Source organism: Candidatus Pseudomonas phytovorans (assembly GCA_029202525.1).
GTDB classification, from domain to species: Bacteria; Pseudomonadota; Gammaproteobacteria; order Pseudomonadales; family Pseudomonadaceae; genus Aquipseudomonas; species Aquipseudomonas phytovorans.
Genome location: CP119325.1, coordinates 5,972,129 through 5,996,318, shown reverse-complemented (window position 1 = coordinate 5,996,318; position 24,190 = coordinate 5,972,129). Strand labels below are relative to the sequence as shown.

17 protein-coding genes are annotated in these 24,190 nt (G+C 62.7%); 12 read left to right on the top strand and 5 right to left on the bottom strand.

Annotated features, from left to right (window positions below; translation table 11 throughout):
- The first annotated feature begins 8 nt into the window (after positions 1-8).
- The 4 genes from P0Y58_26490 (at position 9) to P0Y58_26475 (ending at position 6,535) form a co-directional block, all read left to right on the top strand.
- Positions 9-2,426, top strand: coding sequence for a TonB-dependent siderophore receptor (locus tag P0Y58_26490; GenBank protein ID WEK30398.1), 2,418 nt, complete (start codon positions 9-11; stop codon positions 2,424-2,426).
- A 152-nt stretch (positions 2,427-2,578) separates the two neighbouring features.
- The gene (locus P0Y58_26485) at positions 2,579-3,100 is read left to right on the top strand and encodes an RNA polymerase sigma factor (GenBank protein ID WEK30397.1); all 522 of its coding nucleotides are present in this window, start codon (positions 2,579-2,581) and stop codon (positions 3,098-3,100) included.
- A complete protein-coding gene (locus tag P0Y58_26480; protein ID WEK30396.1) occupies positions 3,097-4,020 on the top strand; it encodes a FecR domain-containing protein in 924 nt (307 codons plus the stop codon). Before P0Y58_26485 ends, P0Y58_26480 begins: the two co-directional genes overlap by 4 nt.
- Positions 4,021-4,111: 91 nt before the next feature.
- Positions 4,112-6,535: a TonB-dependent siderophore receptor gene (locus P0Y58_26475; protein WEK30395.1), complete on the top strand. Its 2,424-nt coding sequence runs from the start codon at positions 4,112-4,114 to the stop codon at positions 6,533-6,535.
- 69 nt (positions 6,536-6,604) lie between these two features.
- Here the strand turns inward: P0Y58_26475 and P0Y58_26470 are convergent, their stop codons facing one another.
- Together P0Y58_26470 and P0Y58_26465 are read right to left on the bottom strand one after the other, a co-directional pair.
- On the bottom strand, positions 6,605-7,426 hold the full coding sequence (locus tag P0Y58_26470; GenBank protein ID WEK30394.1) for an amino acid ABC transporter permease: 822 nt from the start codon (positions 7,424-7,426) through the stop codon (positions 6,605-6,607).
- Entirely contained in the window at positions 7,423-8,244 is an 822-nt protein-coding gene (locus P0Y58_26465) for an ABC transporter substrate-binding protein (GenBank protein ID WEK30393.1), read from the bottom strand. Before P0Y58_26465 ends, P0Y58_26470 begins: the two co-directional genes overlap by 4 nt.
- Positions 8,245-8,362: 118 nt before the next feature.
- Here P0Y58_26465 and P0Y58_26460 point away from each other — a divergent pair, with 118 nt between their 5' ends.
- The 8 genes from P0Y58_26460 to P0Y58_26425 all read left to right on the top strand — a co-directional run bounded on the left by P0Y58_26460 (position 8,363) and on the right by P0Y58_26425 (position 17,722).
- Positions 8,363-9,247 carry a homocysteine S-methyltransferase family protein gene (locus P0Y58_26460; GenBank protein ID WEK30392.1) on the top strand — a complete coding sequence of 295 codons (885 nt, stop codon included), beginning with the start codon at positions 8,363-8,365 and terminating at the stop codon, positions 9,245-9,247.
- Positions 9,248-9,416: 169 nt separating this feature from the next.
- Positions 9,417-10,688 carry a cystathionine gamma-synthase family protein gene (locus tag P0Y58_26455; protein WEK30391.1) on the top strand — a complete coding sequence of 424 codons (1,272 nt, stop codon included), beginning with the start codon at positions 9,417-9,419 and terminating at the stop codon, positions 10,686-10,688.
- A 200-nt stretch (positions 10,689-10,888) separates the two neighbouring features.
- Entirely contained in the window at positions 10,889-12,271 is a 1,383-nt protein-coding gene (locus tag P0Y58_26450; GenBank protein ID WEK30390.1) for an amino acid permease, read from the top strand.
- A 45-nt stretch (positions 12,272-12,316) separates the two neighbouring features.
- Complete coding sequence (locus P0Y58_26445) at positions 12,317-13,201, top strand: LysR substrate-binding domain-containing protein (protein ID WEK30389.1); 885 nt, start codon at positions 12,317-12,319, stop codon at positions 13,199-13,201.
- Positions 13,202-13,225: 24 nt separating this feature from the next.
- Positions 13,226-14,614, top strand: coding sequence for a threonine synthase (locus P0Y58_26440; protein WEK30388.1), 1,389 nt, complete (start codon positions 13,226-13,228; stop codon positions 14,612-14,614).
- Positions 14,611-15,048: an Lrp/AsnC family transcriptional regulator gene (locus P0Y58_26435; GenBank protein WEK30387.1), complete on the top strand. Its 438-nt coding sequence runs from the start codon at positions 14,611-14,613 to the stop codon at positions 15,046-15,048. Before P0Y58_26440 ends, P0Y58_26435 begins: the two co-directional genes overlap by 4 nt.
- 199 nt (positions 15,049-15,247) lie before the next feature.
- Positions 15,248-16,291, top strand: coding sequence for a homoserine dehydrogenase (locus P0Y58_26430; GenBank protein WEK30386.1), 1,044 nt, complete (start codon positions 15,248-15,250; stop codon positions 16,289-16,291).
- Between the two features lie 12 nt (positions 16,292-16,303).
- Positions 16,304-17,722 carry an aldehyde dehydrogenase family protein gene (locus P0Y58_26425; GenBank protein WEK30385.1) on the top strand — a complete coding sequence of 473 codons (1,419 nt, stop codon included), beginning with the start codon at positions 16,304-16,306 and terminating at the stop codon, positions 17,720-17,722.
- 48 nt (positions 17,723-17,770) lie between these two features.
- On the opposite strand, the gene P0Y58_26420 is transcribed toward P0Y58_26425, so the two are convergent.
- From P0Y58_26420 to P0Y58_26410, 3 genes are all read right to left on the bottom strand, one after another.
- Positions 17,771-18,724, bottom strand: a complete 954-nt coding sequence (locus P0Y58_26420; GenBank protein ID WEK30384.1) for a bile acid:sodium symporter — start codon at positions 18,722-18,724, stop codon at positions 17,771-17,773.
- 78 nt (positions 18,725-18,802) lie between these two features.
- Positions 18,803-20,056: a serine hydroxymethyltransferase gene (locus P0Y58_26415; GenBank protein ID WEK30383.1), complete on the bottom strand. Its 1,254-nt coding sequence runs from the start codon at positions 20,054-20,056 to the stop codon at positions 18,803-18,805.
- A gap of 182 nt (positions 20,057-20,238) precedes the next feature.
- Positions 20,239-24,069 carry an EAL domain-containing protein gene (locus P0Y58_26410; GenBank protein WEK30382.1) on the bottom strand — a complete coding sequence of 1,277 codons (3,831 nt, stop codon included), beginning with the start codon at positions 24,067-24,069 and terminating at the stop codon, positions 20,239-20,241.
- Positions 24,070-24,190: the final 121 nt, after the last annotated feature.

Sequence of the window (24,190 nt, the reverse complement as noted above, 5' to 3'; positions counted from 1 at the left end):
ACCCCTTCATGCTGCTTCGCGACACTGCTTTCTCGCGCCGTCACCCGCTGGCCCTGGCCATCCTTCTTGCCCTTGGTAGCCACGCTGCCACCGCCCAGGCCGACGCCCGCGGCGCCGCGGTGCACAGTGGAGTGTTCGACATCCCGGCCGGGCCGCTAGCACGGCAACTGAACCTGCTGGCCAGCCAGGCCGGGCTGTTGATCGGCGGTGATGCCACGCTCACGGCCAACAAGCAGAGCCAGGCAGTTAACGCCACCAGTGTGGAGCAGGCACTGACGCAGATGCTGGCTGGCAGTGGTGTGGCGGCAGTGCGCACGGGCGAGCGGGAATTCCAGCTGGTGCGTCAGGCTGAGGGCGCAGCCGGTTCCGTCACCCTGGGCAGCACGACCATTTCCGGGCAAGGCCTGGGGGATGTGACGGAGGGTACTGGTACCTATACGACGGGCCGCGCATCCACGGCCACCAAGTTGCCGATGTCACTGCGTGAAACGCCGCAGTCGGTCACCGTGGTCACCCGCCAACGCATGGATGACCAGAACCTGCAAAAACTCGAAGACATCGCTACGTATACCCCAGGCCTGACCTTGCGCAAGACTGGCGGCGAACGCCCCGAGTTCTACTCCCGTGGTGCGGCGATCGACAACATCATGATCGACGGCCTGCCCGTGGCCTACGACAGCGATACCCTCGGCACCTCGACGCTGGCCATGTACGACCACGTGGAAGTGGTACGTGGCGCCTCGGGGTTGATGGTCGGCGCAGGCAACCCATCTGGCACGCTCAACCTGGTGCGCAAGCGCCCGACTCTGGCGCCACAATTGTCCCTGACCGGTAGCGCAGGGCGTTGGGACGACTATAGAGGGGAAGTCGACGCCAGTGGCAAACTCAACGACAGCGGCAGCCTGCGCGGCCGCTTTGTTGGCGCCTACCAGGACCGAAACAGTTTTGTCGACGCCTATGGCAACACGCGGCAGTTGTTCTATGGCATTACCGAGTACGACCTGGACCCTGCCACTACCCTTACGCTGGGTGCCTGGTACAACCGCGAAGACAACCCGGGTGCGGACTGGAACGGCCTGCCTACCCGCCCCGACGGCAGCTTTTTTGACTTGCCGCGTTCGGCACGCACGGCGCCCGAGTGGACCTACTGGAACAAGAAAAACCGCAGCGTGTTCGCCGAGGCGGAACACCGCTTCGACAATGACTGGAAACTGCGCCTGAACACCACCTGGTTGCGCGGCGACATGGACATGCTCGGCGGCAGCGTATACACCGACGAGAACAGCGCTTATCACCTTAATATTGGCCGCTACACCTACCAGCATACCCAGAAGAGCGTCGACACTTATGCCTCTGGCCCATTCAGCCTGTTTGGCGCCACCCACGAGCTGGTTGTCGGCGCCAGTTGGCGTCGTGACGAGACCAACGATGGCCCAGGCGGCCCGGGCATTGGTTCGGACGTAATCATCGACCCGCAGCAGTTCGACCCAAAGGCTTACCCCAAGCCGGCCATTGATAACAATTGGTCACGTGACGGGCATGAGGAACAATCGAGTACCTACGCCACGGTGCGTTTCAACCTGCGCGACGATCTGCGGCTGATCCTGGGCGGGCGGCTGGACTGGTACGAGTACGCGCAGCTTACCCATTCTGGTGAATACAGCTTCGGTGACGATTACAAGGCTACCCGGGAATTCACCCCCTATGCCGGCGTGATCTACGACTTGAACGATACCTACTCGGTGTACGCCAGTTGGACCCGCATCTTCAAACCCCAGGCAGCGCAAGGTGCCAGCGGCAGCTTGTTGGACCCGGTCACCGGCACCAATTATGAAGCCGGTATCAAAGGTGAATACTTCGGTGGCGCGCTCAATGCCAGCGCAGCGGTGTTCCAGCTGGTGCAGGAAAACCTGGCCAAGTCATTGCCGTCGGCCCTGTGTTCTCCAGGCGTCAGCGCCTGCTATGAGGCCAGTGGCGAGGTGCGCACACGTGGCGTGGAACTGGAGCTGGGCGGTGAGCTCGCGCCGGGCTGGCAGATGTCGGCTGGCTATACCTATGCGGGTGCGGAATACACCAAGTCCACCGGCTCGGCAGAGAAGGGCGAGCGGTTCGACAGCGATACACCTTATAACCTGCTCAAGGTCTTCACCACCTATCGCCTGCCGGGTGAGCTGGAGCGCTGGACAGTCGGTGGTGGCTGGCGCACCCAAAGCAGTGCATACACAAGCTTTGGGGTGAAGCAGGGCGGCTACAGCGTCAGCGACTTGATGGTCGCCTACAGGCCGTCCGCACAGTGGCAGGTGCAGGCCAACCTGAACAACGCCTTCGACAAACGTTATTACCAGAACATCAGCAACAGCTGGGGCGCCAACAGCTTTGGCGACCCGCGCAACCTGATGTTGACGGTGCGCTATAGCCCTGAGTAGTAAGAGGAGCGGGCGATCATCCGGCGAAGTTTCCCAATTATGTCCAAGCTTGCCGGGCATTTGAGGCGCAAACGACTGATCCATTACTTGCGATCAATTCTCAACAACGCTAGCATCGCCCGCTCCACCCCAACCCCAGCACGCGCCAGCCCATGTCCGACGAGCAGGAAGCCCGCAGCCTGTCGCTGCTCTACCAACGTCACCGCAACGAATTGCTGGCCTTTCTCACCCGCAAGGTGCGCTGCCGCGAAACCGCCCGTGACTTGTTGCAGGATGCCTTCGTGCGCCTGCTGCACAGCGAGCACGGCCAGGTCGGCAACCTGCGCGCGTTCCTCTACCGTATTGCCACCAACCTGAGCATCGACCACGCCCGCCGTACCCAGGTGCGCGGGGTGAACGACGAGCAGGCGCTGGACCAGTTGCTGACCGAGGCCACGCCCGAGCGTAGCGCGGTGGCGGGCAACACGCTGGCCCATCTGGAGCGCCTGATCGACGGCCTGCCATCGCCCACCCGCGAGGTGTTTCTGCTGGCCCGGGTAGAGCAAATGGGCTACAAGGACATCGCCAAGCAGCTTGGCATCAATGAGCGCGCCGTCGAACGGCACTTGAACAAAGCCCTCAGCCACTGCGCCGCCGCCGCCCTGGATGCACGCATCAAGACCGAATCGCCATGACCGCCTCTCCCGACCACGACCCCATCGCGCACCAGCAGGCCCTGGACTGGTTCACCCGGCTGCGCGCCGAAAATCTTGGCACTGACGAGTGGGCGGCCTTCGAGGCCTGGCGGCTGCAACCACAAAACGCGCGGGCCTATGCCGAAGTGGAGCAGTTGTGGCAAACCCTCGAATTGCCCGCGCGCCGGGTACGCAAGGCCGACCGTGGCAAAGCAAAGCGCTGGCCGCGTTATGCCGCTGCTGCCTGCCTGCTACTGGCAGCTGGTGCGGCCTGGCTGTCGGTGCCGGTTTTGCAGGGGCTGGGCAGCGATTACGCGACGGTGGCAGGCGAACGTCGGGAGGTGCTGCTGAACGATGGCTCCCGCTTGTGGCTGGACAGCGCCAGCAGCGTGGATGTGGATGTGCAGGGCGCCACGCGCACCGTGCGGTTGCTTCAGGGGCGGGTGTTTGCAGAGGTGGTGCACGACGGCCGGCCATTCGTGGTGCACGTCGACGAGGCCAAGGTCGAGGTGCTGGGCACACGCTTTTCGGTCAGCCGCGAAGCGCAAGGGGATGAGGTGCTGTTGCTCAGTGGCCGGGTTCAGGTCAGCACGCCGGCGCACCGGCAATTGCTTGCCCCGGGGCAGCGGCTGTTGGTGCATGGCGAGCAGGTGGAAGCCCCGGAACCGGTAGACGCCGAGCGCCTGCTGGCCTGGCGTACCGGGCAGTTGCGGGTGCGTGAGGTGCCGCTGCAGCAGGTGCTGCAACAGCTGGCCGGTTACCAGGGCAAGCGCCTGGTGTTGTTGAACGAGCAAGCCGGGCAGCGGCGGGTAAGCGGCAGCTTCAACCTGGACAACGCCGACAGCGCCCTAGATGCGTTGGTCAGCAGCCAACAGCTGCAAGCACATGATCTGTTGGGGCACTGGCTGATCATTCGATAATTTTTTGCCCTCGCGCGGGGATTGGGATTTCTGCTGCGTCACACCCCACACATAAGAAATATTTGCATTCGCATTTTTCCGGGGAGTACACATGCAGCACCCACGCGATTTCGTTTTCAAACGCCGCCCGCTGGCCAGCGCCATGCTGGCGGCCAGTCTGTTTTCAGCGCTGCCTTCGCTGCCATTGCAGGCGGCCGAGGCGGGTGGTGCGCAGGCGCAGAGCCAGCGCTTCGACTTCAACATTCCGGCCCAGCCGCTGGCCGATGCGCTCGATGCCTTCAGCGCGCAGAGTGGCTACCAGGTGATCTACAACACCCGCGAGGTCGGCGGCCAGTCGTCCTCGGCCGTGCAGGGCCAGTTCAGCGCCGGCGATGCCATCCGCACTTTGGTAGCCGGCAGCAATGCGCACCTGAGCCAACCAAATGCCAGCAGCTTTGTCATCACCCTGCCCGTGAGCGTGGGCAACAGTGTGCAGCTGGACACCTTGAGCATTTCCGGCAAGGCGCCGGGCTCGACCACCGAAGGCACCGGGCTCTACAGCACCTATTCCTCCAGCAGTTCCACGCGCCTTAACCTGACGCCGAAAGAAACCCCGCAGTCGCTGACGGTAATGACCCGCCAGCGCCTGGATGACCAGAAGCTCACCACCCTCAACGAGGTGCTGGAGCAGACGCCGGGCATCACCGCATCGCATACCAGCATCGGTGCCGAGAACAACACTTACTGGTCGCGTGGCTTTCAGATCAACAACTTCGAAGTCGACGGCGTGCCGACCTCATCGCGCATCGACAACTCCACCCAGTACACCGCCATGTATGACCGGGTCGAGATCGTGCGCGGTGCCACCGGGCTGATCAGCGGCACCGGTACGCCTTCGGCGACCATCAACCTTATCCGCAAGCGGCCCACCTTCGCGCCGCAGGTCAGCGTCACTGCCGAGGCCGGTAGCTGGGACCGCTATGGCGTTGGCTTCGACGCCTCGGGGCCATTGACCGAATCAGGCAATGTGCGTGGGCGCCTGGTGGTGGACTACAAAGACCAGAAGTACTGGGTCGACCGCATGTCGTCGGATGCAGCGCTGGTCTATGGCATTACCGAGTTCGACCTAACCGAAGCCACCTTGCTCACCCTGGGCTTCAGCTACGCCAACACCCACACCAACTCGCCGCTGCGGGCGGGCTTTCCGGTGTATTTCAGCAACGGCCAGAAAACTGACTTTCCGCGCTCGACCAACAGTTCCCCGGATTGGGCCTATTACGATCGCAAGGTGACCAACCTGTTTGGCTCCATCGAGCACACGTTCGACAATGGCTGGAGTGCCAAGGTCGAGCTCAGCCATACGCAGAACTCCTTCGACCAGCTGACCAACTACCTGAACGGCGACATCGACCAGCAGACCGGCGCTGGCGCCTACATGTACCCCAACCGCTGGAGCGGCACACCGCGCCAGGACACGCTCGACGCCTATGTCACCGGCCCGTTCAGCCTGTTTGGCCGCGAGCATGAGCTGATCGTCGGCACCACGCTGTCGCGCTACCGCGAGCACACCCCGGAGCGGGGCGGCTGGTACGGGCCATGGACCGGCTATGACGGTACCATCGACAACTTTTTCAGATGGGATGGCAGCGGCCCGCGGCCCGATACCACCCCGGTGGGCAAAAGCCTGATCGACGAAAACCAGTACGCGGCGTACCTGACTACGCGTTTTCATATCACCGACAACACCCACCTGATCCTCGGCAGCCGGGTTACCGACTGGAAGCGCGAAAACGAGAACATCAGCTACAGCGGCGGCAGCACCAAGGACAGCCAGAACCGGCACGGCATCTTCTTGCCCTACGCCGGCCTGGTCTACGACCTGAACGACACCTGGTCGCTTTACGGCAGCTACACCAAAATCTTCAACCCACAGCAATACGGCATGAAGGACATCAACAACAAGGCGCTCGACCCGCAGGAGGGCGTGGGCTACGAAGTGGGGGTGAAGGGCAGCTTCAACGACGACAAGCTCAACGCCAGCCTGGCATTGTTCAAGATCGAGCAGGACAACCTGGCCGTGTACCTGCGTGACCCGGATATCTACACCCTCGAACAGGGCACCACCACCGAAGGTGTCGAACTGTCGCTGGATGGCGAGTTGGCCGAAGGCTGGCAGGCCATGGCCGGTTATGCCTACAGCGTCAGCACCGACGAGGACGATCAACGCATCGTGACCAATATTCCGCGTCACAGCGTGAAGACCTTCACCACCTACCGCCTGCCGGGCGCGCTCAACCAGGTGACCGTGGGCGGCGGGGTAAACTGGCAGAGCAAGTATGGCCAGGACTTGCACACCTTCACCCAAGGCAGTTTCGCGGTGGTCAACCTGATGACCCGCTATGACGTAACCCGCGACCTCAGCGTCAAGCTCAACCTCAACAACGTGTTCGACAAGAAGTATTACGGCTATGCCGACAGTTGGGTGGTGTATGGCGAGCCGCGCAACTTCATGACCAGCATGGAGTATCGTTTCTGATTGGCAGTGGTGAGTCTGGGGCGAGCGCGTCATGCGTGCGCCCCGTCGCAAATTAAAAAACCTTGGCTTCTAGCGCTGATAAGCCTTGCCGAAGTGCCGTTCCAGCCGTGCTTGAATCAGCTCCAGCAGAATCGACAGCACCCAGTAAATCACTGCTGCTGTCGTCAGCATCTCCAGGTAGCGGTAGCTGGAGCGGCCGTAGGATTGCGCAAGGAACATCACCTCCCACACCCCCATTACCGAAATCAGCGAGGAGTCCTTGAGCATTGAAATGAACTGATTGGCCGTGGGGGGGATGATCACCCGCATGGCCTGGGGCAGGATGACGTGGCAGAAGATCTGCGGCGTGCGCATGCCCAAGGCCAGGGCCGCTTCACGTTGACCGCGAGCGACCCCGAGGATACCGGCACGGAAGATCTCGCTCAGGTAGGCCCCATAGTTCAGCGACAACGCAATGATCCCGGCGCTGATGGCGCCCGGTACCAGGCCCACCTGCGGCAGCCCCAGGTAGATCAGCAGAATCTGGATCAGCAGCGGTGTGCCACGGAAGAACGACGTGTAGAAGCTGGCCACACCCACCAGCACCGCGCTGTTCGACAACCGCGCCAGTGCAGCGGCAAAGCCCAGCAGCACGGATACCACCATCGAGCACAGGCACAGGAACAGCGTCAGCGCGGCGCCTTGCAGAAAGCCGTTGGGCCCCAGCTTGAAACCGGCGAGGTTGGGAAACTTCTCCAGAATGATGGCGAACTTCAGATCAAAGCTGAGGAAGAAGGCGACAAACAGCCCGAACAGCGCCAGCCAGGTCAGCAGTAACCGGGTGCGAAAGCCGAAAAGTTCTGTACCCGCAGGTTTGGCCACGGGCTTGGGTGATGGGGGAAAAGTGCTCATTTGCTGATGTCGGCGCCAATCCATTTCTGCGACAGCTTGGCCAGCGTGCCATCAGCCTTCAGCTCGGCAAACACCTGGCGCACCTTGGCATCCCACTCGGGGTCGCCCTTTTCGATGGCTACCGCGTTGGGCTCTTCATACAGCGGGGCGCCGGCCAGCTTGAAGCGCTTGTCCTGCTGCAGGCGCGGCTGCGTGGTCACCAGGTTGGTAATGATGGCGTCCAGGCGCACACCGGCGCCCAGGCCCAAGTCCTGGAAGGCAACGTTCTCGGTGTCGTAAGGCGCAGCCTGCACGAAGTCGAACGGGTAGTCGATCTTCTGGTCTTCCTTGCCTTCGATGACCAGATTCTTGTTCAGGTAGCTCTCGTAGCTCGATGCGCTGATCGAACCCACCTTGCGGCCTTCCAGGTCCTTGGCGCCATGAATGCGCTCATCTGCGGCATTGACCACGATCACGGCAGGCGATGCGTAGTACTCCACGGGGAAGTCGAACACTTCAGCGCGGGCCTTGCTCGGGGTCATCGAGCAGATGCAGATGTCATAGCGGCCGCTCCAGCGGCCAGCGGCGATCACGTCCCAGGACGGCGTTTCCAGGCGCAGCTTGACGCCGAGCTTGTCTGCCACAGCCTTGGCCACATCCACGTCATAACCGTCGAGCTGGTTCTGGTCGTTGAGGAAAGAAAACGGCGGGTAGCTTTCCATCAGCACGTTGACCAGTTCCTTGCGCGATTCAACCCGCTCCAGCGTGGCGCCAGCAAAGGCCTGGGAAGCAGTGGCGAGCAGCACAAGGCCCGCACCGAGCACGGTAGAAAATCGCATGTACATACCTGATATGTTGGGCAAAGGAGTGATAGGGTATTTAATAGTTATAAACGTTCACGAACTAATGAATTTTATTCATAAGAACCTGCAGAGTAGTTATATGAAAGAGCGAGCGATGGTCATTCTTGACGGCGGCATGGGCCGTGAACTGCAGCGCAGTGGGGCGCCCTTCCGGCAGCCGGAATGGTCGGCGCTGGCGCTGAGCGAGGCGCCGGAGGCGGTGGTTGGCGTGCACGCAGCGTTTATCGCGGCCGGGGCACAGGTCATCACCAGCAACAGTTACGCGGTGGTGCCGTTCCACATCGGCGAGGAGCGCTTTGCCAAGGAAGGGCAGCAACTGGCCACTATCGCCGGCCAGCTCGCGCGGCATGCCGCCGATACCGGCGCCCACCCGGTGTTGGTAGCGGGTTCGCTGCCGCCGCTGTTCGGCTCCTATCGCCCGGACCTGTTCCAGCCCGAGCGTGTTGCTCACGTGCTGTCACCCCTGCTGCGGGGCCTGGCTCCCCATGTCGACCTGTGGCTGGCCGAAACCCAGAGCTCGGTAGCCGAGGTGCGTGCCATCCACGCCCACTTGCCGGCAGATGGCAAGCCGTTCTGGGTCTCGTTCACCTTGCAGGACGAAGACATCGACGAAGTTCCGCGCCTGCGCTCCGGCGAGCCGGTGGCCGAGGCCATCGCAGCCGTGGTTGGCCTGGGTGCTGCCGTAGTGCTGTTCAACTGCAGCCAGCCCGAAGTCATTGGCGCAGCGGTCGATGTGGCGCGCTCGGTAATCGAGCAACACAACGCCGACATCGCGATCGGTGCCTATGCCAATGCCTTCCCGCCGCAGCCGAAGGAAGCCACCGCCAACGACGGCCTGGATGAGCTGCGCGAAGACCTGGACCCGCCGGGCTACCTGGCATGGGCCCAGGACTGGCGCAAGCGCGGTGCCAGCATGATCGGTGGCTGCTGTGGTATCGGCCCGGAGCACATCGCCGAGCTGAAGCGTCACTTGCCGTAAAGCCCGAAGGTGGCTGGGCGGCTGTTGCAAGCGCCCGGCCGCCAGCCATTAAAAAAAACGCCACTCAGACCCGGATTCCATCGTTTTTCAGGTTCCCGCCGTGTCCCTATAGTCCGCTGAAGGCCGATCCTGAATCGGTGTACACAACTCAGCCGTGCGGGAACCGGATATGAACAACAACGAGAAAATCGAGGGCAATGCAGCGGCCGGTGTCGGTACGCGAGTGGTGTGGAGCGGGGAGCAGGTACAGCACCCATACAATGCCACCCAGACCCCGATCGTGGTCAGCGCCGCCTACGGCTACAACGATATCGACGTGTGGTATGACGTGGCCCAGGGCAAATTGCCGGGCTACATCTACAGCCGTATGAGCAACCCCACGGTTGCCACCCTGGAGTCGAAGCTGTGCGAGCTGGAGCAGGCCGAGTCGGCAGTGGCGTTCAGCAGCGGCATGGCGGCCATCAGTGCGGTGCTGCATACCTTCCTTTCCAGCGGTAAGCGCGTGGTGTCGACCCGCGACAGCTACGGCGGCACCAACAAGATTTTTGAAGAGTTCCTGCCGCGTATGGGTGTTCAGGTGTGCCTGTGCGATACCCTCGATACCGAGGCGCTGGAGCGCGAAATCGCGGCTGGCTGTGACCTGCTGTACCTCGAAACCCCTACCAACCCCACCTTGAAAGTGCTGGATATCCAGCGCTTGGGCGCTGCTGCCCGGCAAGTGGGGGCTGTGGTGGTGGCCGACAACACGTTCGCCACCCCGCTGAATCAGAACCCGCTGGCCCTGGGCGTGGATGTGGTGGTGCACAGCGCCACCAAGTTCCTGTCCGGTCACGGTGACGTGTTGGGCGGGGTGGTGTGCGGCGCAGAGCCGTTGATGGCACAGGTACGTCACTACCGCGAGATCAACGGTGCTGCGCTGGACCCGTTTTCCGCCTACCTGATCATCCGCGGCATCAAGACCCTGGCGGTACGGCTGCGTCAGCAGCAGGCCAGTGCACAGGTGTTGGCGCAGTACCTGAGCAGCGAACCCCTGGTCGAGGCAGTCAACTACCCCGGCTTGCCTCAGCACCCGGGCCATGCGATTGCCAAGGCGCAGATGCGCGGCTTCGGCGCCATTGTCAGCTTCGTGCTCAAGGGCGGCATGCCCACTGTGGCGCAGTTGCTGCCGCGCCTGAAGTACGCCCACCGGGCGGGCAACCTGGGCGCGGTAGAGACTATCTATGGCCCGGCGCGTACCACCAGCCATGTGGAAAACACCCTCGAAGAACGGCTGGCCCTGGGGATCAGCGAAGGGTTGGTGCGCATTTCGGTGGGCATCGAGGACACCGAGGACTTGCTGGCAGACCTGGCACAGGCGTGTGCAGCGGTGCGCCAGGAGTTGGCCGCAGCAAAGGACTTGCACGGTGACGTGTATGCCAGCCTGGGCCAGGTACAGGCCTGATGCTGGCGCGTAGCACTCACCCGGTGCGGTGAGTGCCACTTCATGAAGTCGAACAAAAACAATATGCAAGGCAATTCGCTTCGCTCTGCCAAGACGGGGTCGTTGCGACGTCCTTGCCCGCCAACTTTCATGAGTAACCCACAATGTCCGTGCAGACAACCACAACTGGAAATCCCCCGGCGCATACCTTCAAGCAAGACATGCAAACCCGCCATATCGTCATGCTGGCACTGGGCGGTGTGATTGGTACCGGCCTGTTTCTCACGTCGGGCTACACCGTTAACCAAGCCGGCCCGTTGGGCGCGGTAATCGCTTACATCCTCGGCGCAATCATGGTTTACCTGGTGATGATGTGCTTGGGCGAACTGGCGGTACACATGCCGGAAGTCGGCTCGTTCAGCAGTTATGCCACACGCTACATCGGCCCGGGCACCGGTTACATGGTGGCCTGGATGTACTGGCTGACCTGGACGGTGGCCATCGGCTCCGAATTCACCGCCGCGGGTATCCTGATGGTGCGCTGGTTCCCCGACACACCGGTATGGATGTGGAGTGCGCTGTTTGGCGCAACGGTGTTCATCAGCAATATCATTTCGGTGCGATCGTTCGCCGAAACCGAATTCTGGTTGTCCTTGGTCAAGGTATTGGCCGTCATCGCCTTTCTGGTGGTGGGCGGTGGGGCCATTCTGGGTGGCTTCGAGATCCAGCAGGCGCACAGTGCAGGGCTGGGCAACTTCACCCGTGAAGGGTTGTTCCCCACCGGTTTCTGGTCAATTGCCATGACCCTGCTGGCAGTGGCCTTTGCCTTCTCCGGTACCGAGCTGATCGGCATCGCCGCTGGCGAAACCAAAGACCCGGAAAAGAACGTCCCCAAGGCTATTCGTACCACTGTGCTGCGCCTGGCGCTGTTCTTCATCGGCACCATCTTTGTATTGGCCACCTTGCTGCCGCGTGAACAGGCCGGGGTTATCGAAAGCCCGTTTGTGATGGTCTTTGCGATGATTGGTATCCCGTACGCGGCCGACATCATGAACTTCGTCATCATCACCGCGCTGCTGTCTGCTGCAAACTCTGGCCTCTACGCCGCTTCGCGCATGCTCTGGACCCTCAGCGACCAAGGCAACATGCCCCGCCGTTACGCCACGCTGTCGCGCCGCGGCACACCCGTCAATGCGATTGTGCTGAGCATGGCTGGCGGGATGGCTTCGCTGTTGAGCGGTGTGTTTGCCCCCGACACCATCTACCTGGCGCTGGTGTCCATTTCAGGTTTGGCAGTGGTGGTGGTGTGGATCAGCATTGCCGCCAGCCAGATTGCATTCCGCCGTCATTACATTGCCAGCGGCGGCAAGCTCGAGGACCTCAAGTTTCGGGTGCGTGGCTACCCGTTCGTACCCTTGGGGGCCATTTTAGGCTGCGTACTGGCCTGCGTTGGCATTGCCTTCGACCCTGCCCAGCGGGTTGCCTTGTACTTCGGTTTGCCCTTCATTGCCTGGTGCTACCTGGCCTATTGGCTGACGTGCAAGTACCGCAGCCGCCGTACAGGCGCGCTGGAAAGCGTCGCCCCAAGTTCCGAGGCCGCCTGAGCAGGTAATACTAGGCCACCGGAACCTAGCCACGAGAAGCCGCCGATGACCCAGAAAACCCTGCCCCCCCTGAATTGGCTGAGAGCCTTCGAAGTGTCGGCGCGTTACTTGAACTTCACCCATGCCGCAGAAGAACTGCACCTTACCCAGGGGGCTGTGAGCCAGCAGATTCGTCACCTGGAAAGCCAGTTGGGGGTCGCGCTGTTCAAGCGTCTGCCTCGGGGGCTGGGGCTGACCGAAGAAGGGCAGTCCTACCTGCCGGTGGTGCAGGACGCGATAAGCCGCCTGGCCGTAGGCACCAACGAGATCTTCGGGCAACGCCAGCGTCGGCCCCTGAAGGTGCGTGGCAGCCTGTCGTTCCTGCACTTCTGGCTAGCCCCTCGGCTGGCCGATTTCCGGCGTTCGCACTCGCAGGTGGACATCCGCTACATCAGCAACCTGTGGGTCAAGGAGTTGGATGCCGAGGATGATCTGGAAATCCGCTGGGGCAGCGGGCAGTGGGCCGGTGTAGAGGCGCAGCGCCTGACTCGCGACGTGCTGGTGCCGGTGTGCGCCCCCGCGCTGCTGGTCGACTGCCCGCTGCACGACCCCCGCGACCTGGCCCGCGTGCCGTTGTTGCATGTGCTGGGCTACGAGGAGGGCTGGGGCTACTGGCTGGAGCGGGTAGGCGCCGATCAGGTCGATTCTTCCAGCGGCCTGCAGTTCGATACGTTGGTGTCGACCATGCGCATGGCAGAACTGGGGCTGGGTGTGGCGCTGGCGCGCTCCTCGCTGGTAGAGGACCTGCTGCAGGAAGGGCGGCTGGTCGCTCCGTTTGCCCAGCGCATCGAGGCAAGCGAGTCGTTCTACCTGGTACGCGGCCTGGGTGAAGCGTTGTCACCGGATGCCCAGGCGTTCAGCCATTGGCTGGTGGCCATGGCGCATCGTTAACTTACGTAGCTATCTGGAGCACCGATGCAGTACACATCCACGCGCGGCAACGAGACACGAGTCGATTTTCGCACGGCGTTGCTTTCCGGCCTGGCCGACGATGGCGGGCTTTACGTACCGACTTCGGTGCCAGTGTTCAGCCCGCAGGAAATTGCCAGCTGGTCGTGGTTGCCTTTCGACGAACTGGCCTGGCGGGTAATGGCACCGTTTGTCGGCGATACTCTCGACGAACCTACTCTCAGAGCACTGGTTAGCGACAGCTATCGCGGGTTCCGCCATCGAGGCATTGCGCCGTTGCAGCAGCTTGGCCATAACGAATGGATCTTGCAGCTGTTCCATGGGCCCACCCGGTCCTCCAAAGACTTTGCCGCGCAGTTGCAGGCGCGCCTTGTGCGGCACTTTTTAGGGGCTGAATGCGAACAGGTCATTCTGGTCGGCGCCAGCAACGGCGATACCGCGGTTGCGGCCATCGAAGCGTTGCGCCATTGCCCTGCGGCAGGCTTGCTGGCGCTGTACCCCAACGCGGGCACGCCCGCCGACCGCGCAGCAGTGATGCGCAGTGCCGTGTCCGACAGCGTGAGCTGCGTGGCCGTGAATGGCAGCTTTGACGACTGCCAGTCGCTGGTGTCGGCGCTGCTGCGTGACTGGCCATGCCCCGGGCTGATTCCGGTCAGCTTCAACTCGACCAACTGGGTCGGCGTGCTGGCGCAGATCGTGTTCTATTTCCATGCTGCGCTACAGCTGGGTGGAGGGGTACGGCCGGTAGGTTTCAGCATCCCCACGGCCAGTTTTGCCGAGATTTATGCAGGGTTCATTGCCCAGAAAATGGGCCTGCCGATCAACCAGATCATCGTTTCCACCAACCGCAACGATGCCCTTCACCGCTTCATCCACTGCAACCGCTACAGCCGTGGCGCTACCAGCCAGACGTTGTCGCCGGTCATGGATTTTTCGCTGTTCTCCAACCTGGAGCGCTTCGTCTGGGAGCTGTACGAGCGCGATGGGGGGGCGACGCGGGCGCTGATGCAGCACTTCGAGGCATGTGGCGAACTGAGCATCGGCAACCGCCAGTGGTTGCATGCGCGCATGCTGTTCGACTCCTATGCCGTGGACGATGCCCTGATTCGCGAAGAAATTGTCACGCTGTTCCACGAAACCGGCAGCGCAGTAGACCCTCATGCCGCGACAGGGGTGTTTGCCGGGCGCCTGCACCGTCGCAACATCGGCGCACCCATCGTCACGCTGGGGCAGTTCGCCCCCGAAAAGTCCGCTGGGCTTCTGGCGGAGCTGGGGGCCTGGCACGGTGAGGTGCCGGCAAGCGTGGTGGATGCAGCAGGTGACGGGTCGCTGCTGGAGCCCGAGAACCTGGCAGGGGTTCATGAGTTGCTGGCCCGGTTGCAGGCCGGGCGATGAAGCGCATCCTCGACCCCCTGGACGAGCGCATTCTCGCCGAGCTCACCGCCAACGCGCGTATCGCCCACGCCGAGCTGGGGTTGAAGGTGAACCTGTCGCGCAATGCGGTACGCCAGCGCATCGAGCGCCTGGAGCGTGATGGGGCCATTCAGGGCTATACCCTGCGCATCGGAGAGGGGCGACGGCCCGCGTCGCTGATCAACGCGGTGATCTTTGTCTACCGCTATGACCGCATGCGCGGTGAGGCGGTGCTGGATGCGCTGCGCCAGATCCCCGAGGTGATCCACTGCGAAGTGCTCAGTGGCGAGTTCGACCTGATGCTGCGCGTCGAGGCCTCAAGCCCGGAGCGGGTGCATCATGTGTGGAAGGAAATCGCCGCCATGCCCGGGGTGGAGAACACAGTGACTTCGTTCGTGTTGGCCGCAGTGGTCTGAACCGCTTCTTTGCACCGGCTACCATCACGCCGCCCGGGTTTGCGCCCTGGCGGCGTTTTGCGTTTTTGCCCTGGCGCAGGCATGCGCTTTCTACTGGCCAGTTTGGCCAATAAATACAGCGGATTGCCATATTCAACTGGCATCGCACGGTGCTTACGCTTGTCCTCATCGACCCACCGCCTGGAAAGGACAGCAAACCATGACCGAATACAAAATTGCACTCGTTGGCTTTGGTGGCGTGAACCGCGCCCTGGCCCAACTGATCGCCGAACGCAACGCACGCTGGCAGCAAGAACTGGGCTTTGGCCTGAAGATCGTAGGCGTCACCGACCTGTTCCTGGGGTCGGTGATCGACCGCGACGGCCTGGATGCCGCCGTGCTGGCCGCACTGCCGGCCCAGAAGGGCGCGCTGGCGCAAATCCCTCAAGGTTCGGCTGAGGCGTTCAATGAATCGGTGATCAAGCAGTCGGGCGCCGACATCATCGCCGAGGCCACATTCACCAACCCCAAAGACGGTGAGCCGGCGGCTACCTTCTGCCGTTGGGCGCTGGAAGCTGGCAAGCATGTGGTCACTACCAACAAGGGGCCGATTGCCTTGCATGCCGAGGCGCTCAAGGCCTTGGCCAAGGCAAACAATGTGTCGTTCGAATACGAAGGCGCCGTGATGAGCGGCACCCCGGTGCTGCGCATGGCCCGCCAGACGCTGGCGGGTGCGGGCCTGGTGGGCTTCGAGGGCATTCTCAACGGTACCTCGAACTATGTACTCACGCGCATGGAAGAGGGGCTTGGTTTTGACGAAGCAGTGGCCCAGGCACAAGCGCTTGGTTTTGCCGAGGCTGACCCGACCGCCGATGTGGAAGGCCATGACGTGCGCCTGAAGGTGGTGATCCTTGCCAACGAATTGCTCGGTGCCTGCCTGCAGGTGGGTGACGTTGCCTGCAGCGGTATCAGTGCCATCGACAGCGCGGCTATCCAGCGGGCACAGGCAGCGGGCGAGCGCTGGAAACTGATCGGCAGCGCCAGCCGTGAACAAGATGGTTCGGTGCGCGCCAGCGTTCAAGCGAAGTTGTTGCCTGGCCATCACCCCCTGGCGGGTATTTCCGGCGCCACCAATGCACTGGCGTTCGACACCGAGTTGCTGGGGGCTGTAACCGTGTCCGGCCCGGGGGCGGGGCGTATCGAAACGGCTTTTGCCCTGCTGTCGGACATCGTCGCCATTCACACGGCCGGTCATTGGGCCTGAGGAGCAACGTTCATGAGCCTGACTTCGGTATCGCGGGTACTTGTGCAGCAACCCGACTTGATCGATGTGTACAACCCCTTCGACGGCAGCCTGGTTGGCAGCGTCGACAACCTCGGGGCAGAGGCGGTGCCCGCCTTGCTCGCCCGTGCCCGTCAGGGTGTGCGTGAAAGCGCGGCGCTGCCCCGGCACCGCCGGGCCCGTATTCTGGAACACGCCGCCCAGCTCATTGAGCGGGATGCGGCAGACTTTGCCGGCCTGATTGTCGATGAAGCGGGCAAGACCCTGCGCCAGGCCGAAAAGGAGGTCAAACGCTGCATCAACACGCTCAAGCTGTCTGCAGAAGAGGCGCGACGCAACGCCGGTGAAGTGGTGCCTTTTGATGCCTACGAAGGCTCCGAGTCGCGCCAGGGCTGGTTCACCCGCGAGCCACTGGGATTGATTCTGGCCATTACCCCGTACAACGACCCGCTTAATCTGGTCGCGCACAAGCTGGGGCCAGCGCTTGCAGGGGGCAACGCGGTGATTCTGAAACCTTCGGAGCTGGCCCCACTTTCTGCCCTGAAACTGGTGCAGTACCTGATTGAAGCAGGGCTGCCGGAGGCAGTCGTCACGGTAGCCACAGGGGGCGCCGAGCTGGGCAAAGCACTGGTGGCCGTGCGTGAAGTGCGCATGGTTTCCTTTACAGGCGGCTTCGCGACAGGTGAACAGATTGCGCAGGGGGCCGGCCTGAAAAAGCTTGCCATGGACCTGGGCGGCAATGCCCCGGTGTTGGTGCTCAAGGATTGTGACTTTGAAGCCACCGTCGAGTCGTGCGTGTCGGGCGCGTTCTGGGCAGCCGGGCAGAACTGCATTGGCACCCAGCGCATCCTCATAGATGCCTCGATCTATGAGGCGTTCCGTGCACGCTTCGTGGCATTGACCCAGGCGATGGTATGGGGCGATCCGGGCCGACGCGAAACCGACATGGGGCCGATGATCACCGAAGCGGCGGCACGGCAGATCGAAGAACGCGTCAACCAGGCGCTGCAAGGCGGTGCCCGCCTGCTCTGCGGCCACCAGCGGCAAGGCGCGGTGTATGCGCCAACAGTGCTGGAAAGCGTTGATCAGGCCAGCCGGCTGTGGCTTGAAGAGGCCTTTGCACCGGTGGTGATACTGGCGCCCTTCGAGGCTATCGAGCAGGCGATAGCACTGGCCAACGCCCCGGAGTACAGCTTGCATGCCGGTGTGTTCACCCGTGACCTGTCGTTGGCGTTAAGCCTGGCCCGGCGGATCGAGGCTGGTGGTGTAATGATCAACGATTCCTCTGACTACCGCTTCGATGCCATGCCATTTGGTGGCGCCAAGTATGGAAGCCTTGGGCGTGAGGGGGTGCGGTTCGCCTACGAGGACATGACCCAACCCAAAGTCGTCTGCCTTAACCAGATGGGTTGAGGGGAGGCAACCGGTCCGGGCCTGCTTCGCTTTGACGGGTACCACGGGTCAACGCACAAACCGTGGTATTGCCCGTACGTAGATCAGTTCGCTCACCAGCTCTACCAAGGTTTGCGTGATCACGGCTGCCGCCGCCAACCCGCGTATTTCCTCAGGCAGCGCCAGTGCCAGCGGCAGTACTACCAGTGAGTTTCGCGTGGCGGCGCTGAAGGTCACCGAGCGTGCCTCGGTGGCCGGCAGGCGCAGCAGCCGCGCCGAGATGAACCCCAGCGCTGGCGCCAGCAGCATGAAGCCGATGTACACCGGAATCACCGGCAGCAAACGGTCGAAATCACGCAGCACCACTGCAATCTGCGAAGCAATCACCACCACCAGCACCAAGGCCATCGCAGGCACCGGCAGCCATGCCCAGGCATCGTTCCAGGCCGAAACTGCACGCGAGCGCCGGGCGCCTGCGCTGGTGAGTACGGCGAGTGCCATCGGCAACACGATCAGCAACACGAAGGCTTCCACGAACGGCGTGATGGAGATGGCCACATCGTTGTTGTCACCGAGCATCAGCGCCAGATAGATCGGCAGCATTACCAGCTGCAGCAACAGCAGCACGGGGGTTGCTGCAAGTGTCAGGCGCGCGTCGCCTTTGCCGAGGTGGGTAAACACCACCACGTAATCGATGCAAGGCGTAAGCAGCACCAGCAAGGCACCGACGAGAATCGCCGGGTGCTCCACCAACCCACGGGTGATGGCCCAGACCAGCACTGGCACGAGAATGAAGTTGGCCAGTAGCAGGGCGCTGACGAAGCGGCGGTTACCCAAGCCTTGGCGCAGGTCCAGGAAAGGGATTTGCAGAAACATCGCATACATCAGTACGGCGATGGCGGGGGTGACCAACGCTTCAAGTTGGCGCGCAGTGCCGCTGGCCAGCAGGCCGAAGGCAACGGCGGCGAGTACTGCGGCGAAATAGAGGGGAATCTGGCGGGTTTCCAGCTGTTCTCTGGTCAAGGTGCATCCTGCGCGTTAGGGGCTTTCAATAAAAAGCCCGGCGCTAGGCCGGGCTTTTTCACTTCAGGCAGTCGCCAATCAGTTGCCGTACACCGGCAGCTTCTTGCAGATGGCCTTGACCTTCTCACGCACGGCGTCGATCACCGCTTCGTTGTTCAGGTCAGCCAGGATGTCGCAGATCCAGCCGGCCAGCTCTTTGCACTCAGCTTCTTTGAAACCACGGGTGGTGACGGCTGGGGTGCCGAAACGCAGGCCCGAGGTGACGAACGGGGAACGTGGGTCGTTCGGTACCGAGTTCTTGTTGACGGTGATGAAGGCTTTGCCCAAGGCGGCGTCAGCGTCCTTACCGGAGATTTCCTGCTTGATCAGCGACAGCAGGAACAGGTGGTTCTGGGTGCCACCGGACACCACGTCGAAGCCACGCTCGATGAACACGCTGGCCATGGCCTGGGCGTTTTTCACGACTTGCTGCTGGTAGGTCTTGAACTCAGGCTGCAGGGCTTCTTTGAAGCAGATGGCCTTGGCAGCGATGACGTGCTCCAGCGGGCCGCCCTGGGCGCCTGGGAACACAGCCGAGTTCAGCTTCTTCTCGATGTCGGCGTTGGCACGGGCCAGGATCAGGCCGCCACGTGGACCGCGCAGGGTCTTGTGGGTGGTGGTGGTGACAACGTCGGCGAACGGAACAGGGTTCGGGTACACGCCAGCGGCAACCAGGCCGGCAACGTGGGCCATGTCGACGAACAGGTAGGCACCGACTTTGTCGGCGATTTCGCGGAAGCGGGCGAAGTCCAGCACCTGCGAGTAGGCCGAGAAGCCGGCAACGATCATTTTTGGCTTGTGCTCGACAGCCAGGCGCTCGACTTCGTCGTAGTCGATCAGGCCGTTGCCGTCGATGCCGTACTGGATGGCGTTGTACAGCTTGCCCGACGAGCTCACCGAAGCACCGTGGGTCAGGTGGCCACCGTGGGCCAGGCTCATGCCCAGGATGGTGTCACCGGCCGACAGCAGGGCCAGGTAGACAGCGGCGTTGGCCTGGGAGCCGGCGTGCGGCTGGACGTTGGCGTAATCGGCGCCGAACAGTTCCTTGGCACGGTCGATGGCCAGTTGCTCGACGATGTCGACGTACTCGCAACCACCGTAGTAACGCTTGCCTGGGTAGCCTTCGGCGTACTTGTTGGTCAGGACCGAGCCCTGAGCGTCCATGACTGCCGGGCTGGTGTAGTTTTCCGAAGCGATCAGCTCGATATGCTCTTCCTGGCGCAGGGCTTCTTGCTGCATGGCTTCGAAGAGCTCGGCGTCGTACTTGGCAATGGTCAAATCACGGCTGAACATGGCGGTCCTCAAGGATCGGGGTAGTTTGGGGGGGCATTCTAACCGATTGATTCGCGGCTGGCATATGAAGTGGCATCAAGTCGCGGACCAATGGGGCTCATGTTGCATCCCGCGCCGTGTCTGGGCTGGGCGGGCATTCGAGTTGACTTTTAAGTCCGGTTTTTGGGCCGGTGCATGCAGCATCAATGGAACATGAACAATGTCTCGTTGGCGAACTGCGCCTCGAACTGATGCGCTGGCATCGGCCGGCCGAACAGGTAGCCCTGCACTTCGTCGCAGCCATGCTCGCGCAAAAACTCCAGCTGCTCGTGGGTTTCCACGCCCTCGGCGATTACCGCCAGGTTGAGGCTGTGGGCCATGGCAATGATTGCCCGGGCAATCTGCGCGTCCTGCTCGCCTTCGGGCAGGCCATCAACGAAGGTGCGGTCGATCTTCAGCACGTCGATAGGGAACTGCTTGAGGTAGTTGAGCGATGAGTAGCCGGTGCCGAAGTCGTCCACCGCAATGCTCAGGCCGAGGTTTTTCAGGCTGGCAAGAATCTGTAGCGCCTCGCTCACTTCGCGCATCAGGATACTTTCGGTCAGCTCCAGCTCCAGGCACGCCGGTGGCAGGCCGCTTTCTTCAAGAATGTTGGCAATCCGCGTGCCCAACTGGCCGTCGGAGAACTGCCGCGCCGAAATGTTCACCGACACCTTCGGCACCCGCACCTTGGCCTTGTGCCAAGCCTTGAGCTGGCGGCTGGCCTCGCGCAGCACCCAGTCGCCCACGTCTACCACCAGGCCCAGTTCCTCGATCACCGGGATGAAGTCGCCCGGCGGCACCAGGCCACGGGTCGGGTGGCGCCAGCGCAGCAGCGCTTCGGCGCCGGTCAGGCGCTTGCCGTCGCCGCTGAACTGCGGCTGGTAGTAGAGGATGAACTCGTTCTGCTCCATGGCGTGGCGCAGGTCGCTTTCCAGCTCCAGGCGCTCCAGGGCGCTGGCGTTCATTTCGGCCTGGTAGAACTGGAAGTTGTTCTTGCCGCGTTCCTTGGCGTGGTACATGGCGGTGTCGGCGTTTTTCATCAGCTGGCTCAGTTCGCTGCCATCTTGCGGGCTGAGGGCAATGCCGATGCTGGCCGTGACGAAGAACTCGCGGTTTTCCAGCACGAACGGCCGCACCAGGCTGCCGAGGATGTTCTCGGCCACGTGGATGGCGCGGTTGAGCGCCAGTTCGCGGCTGGGGCGCGGTTGCAGCAACAAGGTGAACTCGTCGCCGCCCATGCGCGCCACGGTGTCGTCGTCATCCACGCAGGCCAGCAGGCGCAGGGCCATGTCCTTGAGCATGCGGTCGCCGGCGGCATGGCCGAGGGAATCGTTGATCGGCTTGAAACGGTCGAGGTCGAGGAACATCAGCACCACCCAGGCCTTTTGCCGTTCGGCCTGCTGCAGGGCGTTGTACAAGCGGTCCTGGAACAGGGTGCGGTTGGGCAGGTGGGTGAGGGCGTCGTAGTAGGCCAGGCGGTGGATGCGCTGTTCGCTGGCTTTGCGCTCGCTGATATCGGTGAAGAAGCACACGTAGCTGGCCAGGTCGCCTTCGTCGTCCAGCACCGCGGTAATGCCGACCCAGGCGGGGTAGTGGTCGCCGTCACGGCGCTTGAGCCACACCTCGCCCTCCCAGCTGCCGCGCTGGTACAGTTGCTTGACCACATAGCGCAGGTGGCCTTCCTGCTGTTCGTCCACGGTGAGCATGCCCGGCAATTGGTCGAGCACTTCACTGACGGCATAACCACTGACGCGGCTGAACGCCTCGTTGGCCTGAACGATGTAGCCGGCCGGGTCGGTGATGAGAATGGCTGAAGTGGAATGCTCGAATACCGTCGCGGCCATGCGCAGGTCTTTTTCGGCACGGCGCTGCTGGCTGATGTCACGGCCCACCCCAAGCACGCCTTCAAAGCGCTGGTCATCGTCCCACACCAGCACCAGGCGCAGTTCGATGGGGATCTTGCGGCCATCGCCGCGCAGGCAGTCGAACACGAACAGCTGCGTCGGCAACTGGCTGCGCAGCTGGGCCAGTTGAACCGGGTCGTCCATCGCCTTGCTGACGCGCTCCATCAGGCTGTAGATGCCGGTGAGCTGGGCCGGGTTGGCGATGATCGACTGCCAGCCGTTGGCGAAAATCCAGTCAGCCTGATAGCCCAGCACGCTCTGCACCGAAGGGCTGACGTAGTTGAGTTTGAGCAGGCTGTCGGTGGAGAAGATCACGTCGCTGATGCTTTCGGCCAGCATGCGGTAGCGCTGTTCGCTGTCACGCAGCGACTGGCTGGCCTCGATCTGCACGGTCACGTCCTTACCCACGCCGATGATGCGCGTTACCAAGCCTTCAGCGTCACGGGTCAACACCTGCTCGCGAATCTCATAGCAGCGCCAGCCGCCATCACGGTGGCGGAAGCGCAACTGGCAGTGCAGCGGTTGGTCATGGCCGTTGTCGCGCTGTTGCTGGCGCAGGGCCTGATAGTGCGCGGCGTCTTCGGGGTGCAGCAGCAGTTCCCAGAAGCGGTCGCCCATCTGTGCAAGCTCGGTGCGGTCGTAACCCAGGGTCTGGCCAAGATGGCGATTGCTGAAGATCATCCGCTGGCTGAGCACGTCCTGCACGTACAGCTGGTCGGGGACTGTGCGCACCACATCCGACCAGAAGCTTTCGCGCTCCAGCAGCGACAGTTCCACCTGCTTGCGGCTGGTGATGTCGCTGATGCTGAGAATGACTGCCTGATAGTCGCGGCGCTGTTGCGGCAGGCGTGCCATCAGCCACAGGTGCAGCTCGCCGCCCAGCGGCGCCGGCAGGCGTACTTCAAGCTCCAGCAGCGGGCGTTGTTCGATCAGCGCGTCGATCAGTTGCATGCCGATGCTGTCGCGGCCATCGCCAGTGCCGTCGATCAGCCGTTGCCAGGCACCTTCGTGGCACTCGATATTCAGCAACTGGCGAGCGACCTGGTTGACCTCGGTGATTTTCAGCTCCAGCAGCAGCGAGCGGCGCAGGTTCGGGTCCAGGGCCAGGCTGTGCTTGAGCGCGGCGCGGTTGCGCAGGTGATAGCGGTCGAGCTGGCCGGGCAGGCTGGACAGGTCGAGCACACACAAGGCCACGCCGGTGCCTTCGAAAATTTCCTGGTAGCGCCGGCGGTCTTCCTGCAGCGCGCGCTGGCGGCGGCGCATGTTGATCAGGGCCAGCACCGGCAGCAGGGCGCAGAACAGCACCAGCAGGCATTTTCCGATCAGCGCAGGCAGCAGTTTCTGCTGGGTCAGTTGGGCATCGAACAGGCCGCGCAGCTGCCAGGTGCTGTTGTCGATAAAGGCCAGCATCACGCTCTGTAGCGGCTCGCTGCTGGTGTCGGTCGGCGCGTGGCGCTGCAATACCTCGCCGCTGCGGCTGTTTTCCAGCAACCACAGGGGGTGGCCGGCGCCATCGAGGTGTACGGTAAGGGTGCGGTAGTAGTCGGGCGACAGGCGCAGCAGCCAGTAGCCACGGTCCTGCTCAGGGGACTGACGCAGCAGCAGGTAGAGGGTGCGGTTGTCGGCTGAATTGGTGAAGAAGTAGGGGCGGCCCTGGTTCAGCGTGAGCAACTCGTCAAGCAACTGGCGGTCGGGGCTGCCGGCCAGGCTGTCGGTGCGCAGTTGCCCTGCGCTGTCCAGCCAGGCCACGCTTTGCAGGGCAGGCAGGCGCTGGCGCAGGGTATCGACCAGGCTCGGCAGGGCGGCGGGCGTCGGCGGATTGACGTAGGGCTGCACCACATTGACTGCCTGCTGCGCCTTGAACGCCATGTTCAGGCTCAGGTGGTCGGCCAGCTCCGCAGTGGCGTCCAGGCTTTGTTTGCGCAGGTCGGCCTGGGTGTGGTTGAACTGGGCGAAAAGCTGCCACAGCAGCAGGCCCAGCAGGATCAGGGCCAGCATCGCCAACGCACCCTTGACCGACCCGCGCAGGGTGCTGGCAGGTGCCTGTGGCGCGGTCCGCAATGACGACGAATGAGTAAGGTTGGTCAAGCGTTGATCCTGCGATTGGGCTGGCGATGGCAGGGAAGGATCATGCACGGTGTGTGCCGGTGTCTGGTTGGCGCACCACGGTGGCGCACTATAAGGCCGGACACCCGAAACCGGCTAGCAT